4 protein-coding genes are annotated in these 3,534 nt (G+C 66.3%); all 4 read right to left on the minus strand.

Annotation, left to right across the window (positions count from 1 at the left end):
• Positions 1-189: 189 nt before the first annotated feature.
• The 4 genes from EOA27_RS27855 to EOA27_RS27870 all read right to left on the minus strand — a co-directional run bounded on the left by EOA27_RS27855 (position 190) and on the right by EOA27_RS27870 (position 3,409).
• On the minus strand, positions 190-1,158 hold the full coding sequence (locus EOA27_RS27855; RefSeq protein WP_126080333.1) for a sulfonate ABC transporter substrate-binding protein: 969 nt from the start codon (positions 1,156-1,158) through the stop codon (positions 190-192).
• Between the two features lie 412 nt (positions 1,159-1,570).
• On the minus strand, positions 1,571-1,756 hold the full coding sequence (locus EOA27_RS27860; protein ID WP_127257762.1) for a hypothetical protein: 186 nt from the start codon (positions 1,754-1,756) through the stop codon (positions 1,571-1,573).
• A gap of 22 nt (positions 1,757-1,778) precedes the next feature.
• Positions 1,779-2,639: an ABC transporter permease subunit gene (locus EOA27_RS27865; protein ID WP_126080331.1), complete on the minus strand. Its 861-nt coding sequence runs from the start codon at positions 2,637-2,639 to the stop codon at positions 1,779-1,781.
• Positions 2,636-3,409, minus strand: a complete 774-nt coding sequence (locus EOA27_RS27870) for a taurine ABC transporter ATP-binding protein (RefSeq protein ID WP_126080330.1) — start codon at positions 3,407-3,409, stop codon at positions 2,636-2,638. The genes EOA27_RS27865 and EOA27_RS27870 overlap by 4 nt, the downstream gene beginning before the upstream one ends.
• Between the last annotated feature and the right edge of the window lie 125 nt (positions 3,410-3,534).

The following is a 3,534-nucleotide window of genomic DNA, read 5'->3' on the forward strand; positions in this document are numbered from 1 at the left end:
CCTTGAAATAGCCGAACTCGGGCGGCCGCTGCTGCTTCTCGGTACCGAGATAGGAGCCGTCGCCATGCGTCGGGATGAACCAGAAGAAATCGAGCGGGCTGGCTGAAGCGGTCATGGCTGAACCCTGGGAGAAGGCAGGAGAAAATACGACGGCGCCGGGCGTTCGCCGCCCGGCGCCGTGGACGAAAATCAGTTGCCCGGCGCGGTCCAGACGGCGTCGGATATCCGCACCGCTTTCGGGATCAGCCCGAGCTTGAAGAAGCGGTCGGCGGTCGCCTGCTGGCCGGCGACGATCTCGGCGGTGATCGGATAAATGCCGAACTTGGTGCGATTGGCGGCGATCGTCTGCGCGTCGAGCGGCACGCCGGTCACCTCATGCAGCGCCTCGGCCACCTTGTCGCGGTTCTGGTCCGCCCACTTCGCCGCGTCGCCGAGCGCGGCGATCGTCGTCGAGACGAAATCCGGATGCGCCTTCGCGAAATCCTTGTTGGCGAGGAAATAGGTGTTGACCTGGAGCACGTCGATGGAGCGGGCAAGCACCCGCGGCTGGTAGCGCGTTTCAGCGATGGCGAAGAACGGATCCCACACCGCCCATGCATCGATCTGGTCGCTGGCGAAGGCGGCCGCCGCATCGGCGGGGCTGAGGTAGACGGGCGTGACTTGGTCGAAGGGGATGCCGGCTTTCTCCAGGGCGGCAACGACCAGATTGTGCGCGCTGGTGCCCTTGCCGACGCCGATGCGCTTGCCCTTGAGGTCGGCCAACGACTGGATCGGCGAGGCCGGCTTGACGAAGATCGCCTCGCCCTCGCCATTGGAGGGCAGCGCCGCCGCATAGACGATGTTGGCGCCGGCCGACTGGCCGAAGATCGGCGGCGCGTCGCCGGTCCAGCCGACATCGATGGCGCCGACATTCAAGGCTTCCACCAGCGGCGGGCCGGCAGTGAACTCGACCCACTTCACCGTCACGCCCTTGTCGGCCAGCGCCTTTTCGATGATCTGCTGCTGCCGGGCGATCACCGGCAGGCCGGTCTTCTGGTAGCCGATGTTGAACGCCTTGAGGTCCTGCGCGGCGGCGAAGGATGTCGTCCCAAAGGATGCGGCAAAGGCCGCCGCTGTAAGCAGGCCGACGCCGAATGCGCGTCTCGTCAGATTGAACATGACCCTCTCCTTCGTTGGTCCCGAACTGCCGGGCGATTGGAATAAGGTCAGGCTAGGTAAATCTATAAAGCTAGTAGAGAAACGATCTTGCGAGTTCGGCGGATTTCATGGAATTATTTTCTGCGCGTAACCCTGGGTGTCGTCATCCTAGTTGAGACCGCACAGGGATTTTGATCGGTCGGCCCTGTTTGCGTTGGCGGGCGGCATGCGTTGGAGATTGGCCGAAACCCCCATCGCGATCCATGCCGTTACCTTCGCCACGGCGTGCAACGGAGCAGAATTCTGCACCGTGGCGGCGCTTCCAAGTCACGGCATGGATTCTATGGTCTGCGCCGCGTCGCTTCGCTCCTTGCTCCGCCATAGAATGACGAGGTTGGGAGGGCGGCTTCAACCAATCGACGCGGCGCAGACATTAGGATGACGAAGTCGCCAGCGCTGGCGTCCCCCACTCGTCGCGCGGCGGCAGGCGATCGCGGTCGCCGGCAAGCAGCACCGGCGTCGGCGAATTCGGTTCGTCTGCCTGCTGTTTGTCGCTCGGCGGCAGACGCAACAGCCATGTGCCGACATGCGCAAACAGCACTGCGGTGGAATGGGTCATCGTCCTTCTCCTTCGCTTGAGCTCATTCCCGTCCCGCCCAGGGCACCAGCACCCGCTCGATCCGGCGGATGACGAATTCGAGCGCAAAAGCGATGATCGCGATCACCAGTATGCCCATCACCACCACGTCGGTGACCAGGAATTGCGCCGCCGACTGGATCATGAAGCCGAGCCCCCGCGTCGCCGCGACCAGCTCGGCTGCGACCAGCGTCGACCAACCGGCGCCGAGCGCGATGCGCAGGCCGGTGAGGATTGAAGGCAGGGCGCTGGGCAGGATCACGTGGCGGATGACCTGGGCGCGCGTGGCGCCGAGCGACCGCGCCGCGTCGACGCGCTCGCGCGAAACGCCGCGCACGCCGGCGGCGGTCGACAGCGCCACCGGCGCCAGCATGGCGATGGCGATCACCAGGATCTTCGACGGCTCGCCGATGCCGAACCAGATGATGATCAGCGGCAGATAGGCGAGCGGCGGAATCGGACGCAGGAATTCGAGCAGCGGGTCGAACACGCCGCGCCCGATCCGGCTGATGCCGATGGCGAGGCCGACCGGCACGCCGACGAGGATGGCCGCGATCAGCGCCGCAAACACACGCCAGAGCGACGCGAGGATGTGCTGGAGCAATGTGGCATCGACGAAACCGTCGCGGACAACGATGACGAACTTTGCCCAGACCGCGGCGGGCGAGGGCAGGAAAACCGGCGACACCAGCTGCAGCGAGGACGCCGCCGTCCAGGCAGCGAGCAGCACGAGGATGGTGATCGCGCTGACCAGCCTGGCCGATACGACCGTCCTTTTCGGTCGCGGCCGCGACCATGGCACGGAAAGCCCGTCGGTCTCGCCGGCCTTCGCGGCGGGCCTTTCGCTGTAAGTGCTCACGCTCATGCCGCCTCTCCTTCGAAGATCGAGTCGGTCAGATCCGCGCGGGCCGCGGCGAAGCCGGGATCGGCCTTGATCGCGCGGATCGGCTCGCCGGCGGCGTAGCGGCGGCCGAAATTCGTTTCGAAAGTCCGCACCACGTGCCCTGGACCGGGCGCCAACACGACGATGCGGGTCGCCAGCACCAGCGCCTCCTCGATGCCGTGCGTCACCATCAGCACGCCGACTTGGGCCGCTGCCCACAGGTCGAGCAGCGTCGTCTGCATGCGCTCACGCGTCAGCGCGTCGAGCGCGCCGAGCGGTTCGTCGAGCAGAAGGAATTCGGGTTCTGCGGCCAAGGCTCGGGCAAGGCCGACGCGCTGGCGCATGCCGCCGGAAAGCTCCCAGATCCGCTTGTCGCCGGCGTCGGCGAGCTTGACCAGCGACAGCAATTCGTCGGCGCGGCGTGCTCTGCTATCGGCCGGGACGCCGCGCAGCCTAAGCGCGAAGGCCACATTTTCCCGCGCCGTCAGCCAGGGGAACAGCGCATCGTTCTGGAACACCACGGCACGATCGGAGCCGGGCCCGGTGATCGGCCGGCCGTCCACCGTGGCCAGGCCGCCCGCGGGCTCGACCAGGCCGGCGGCGACGTTGAGCAGCGAAGTCTTGCCGCAGCCGGAACGGCCGACCAGCACGACGAAATCGCCCTTCGCAATGTCGAGCGAAACCCGCTCGACCGCCGGCACCAGTTGGCCGTCATAATGGACGCTGATCTTGTCGAGGGTGAGATGCGTCATGCGGGCCTCTGCTGGATCAGGTGTTGGATCCTGGGGCCTGCCCCAAAGCCGCGCCTCGTAAGCGGCTTCGGGACAGGCAAGCGCAAGGCCAGGGAAGGAGGCCGCGCTTCCGAACAATCCCCGGA

Origin of the sequence: Mesorhizobium sp. M2A.F.Ca.ET.037.01.1.1 (assembly GCF_003998075.1) — a bacterium.
Taxonomy (GTDB): Bacteria; Pseudomonadota; Alphaproteobacteria; order Rhizobiales; family Rhizobiaceae; genus Mesorhizobium.

What these genes read in the sequence shown, in the direction of transcription:
- EOA27_RS27855 (WP_126080333.1), bottom strand. Translation starts at nt 1,158, where the DNA reads ATGTTCAATCTGACGAGACGCGCATTCGGCGTCGGCCTGCTTACAGCG.
- EOA27_RS27860 (WP_127257762.1), bottom strand. Translation starts at nt 1,756, where the DNA reads ATGACCCATTCCACCGCAGTGCTGTTTGCGCATGTCGGCACATGGCTG.
- EOA27_RS27865 (WP_126080331.1), bottom strand. Translation starts at nt 2,639, where the DNA reads ATGAGCGTGAGCACTTACAGCGAAAGGCCCGCCGCGAAGGCCGGCGAG.
- EOA27_RS27870 (WP_126080330.1), bottom strand. Translation starts at nt 3,409, where the DNA reads ATGACGCATCTCACCCTCGACAAGATCAGCGTCCATTATGACGGCCAA.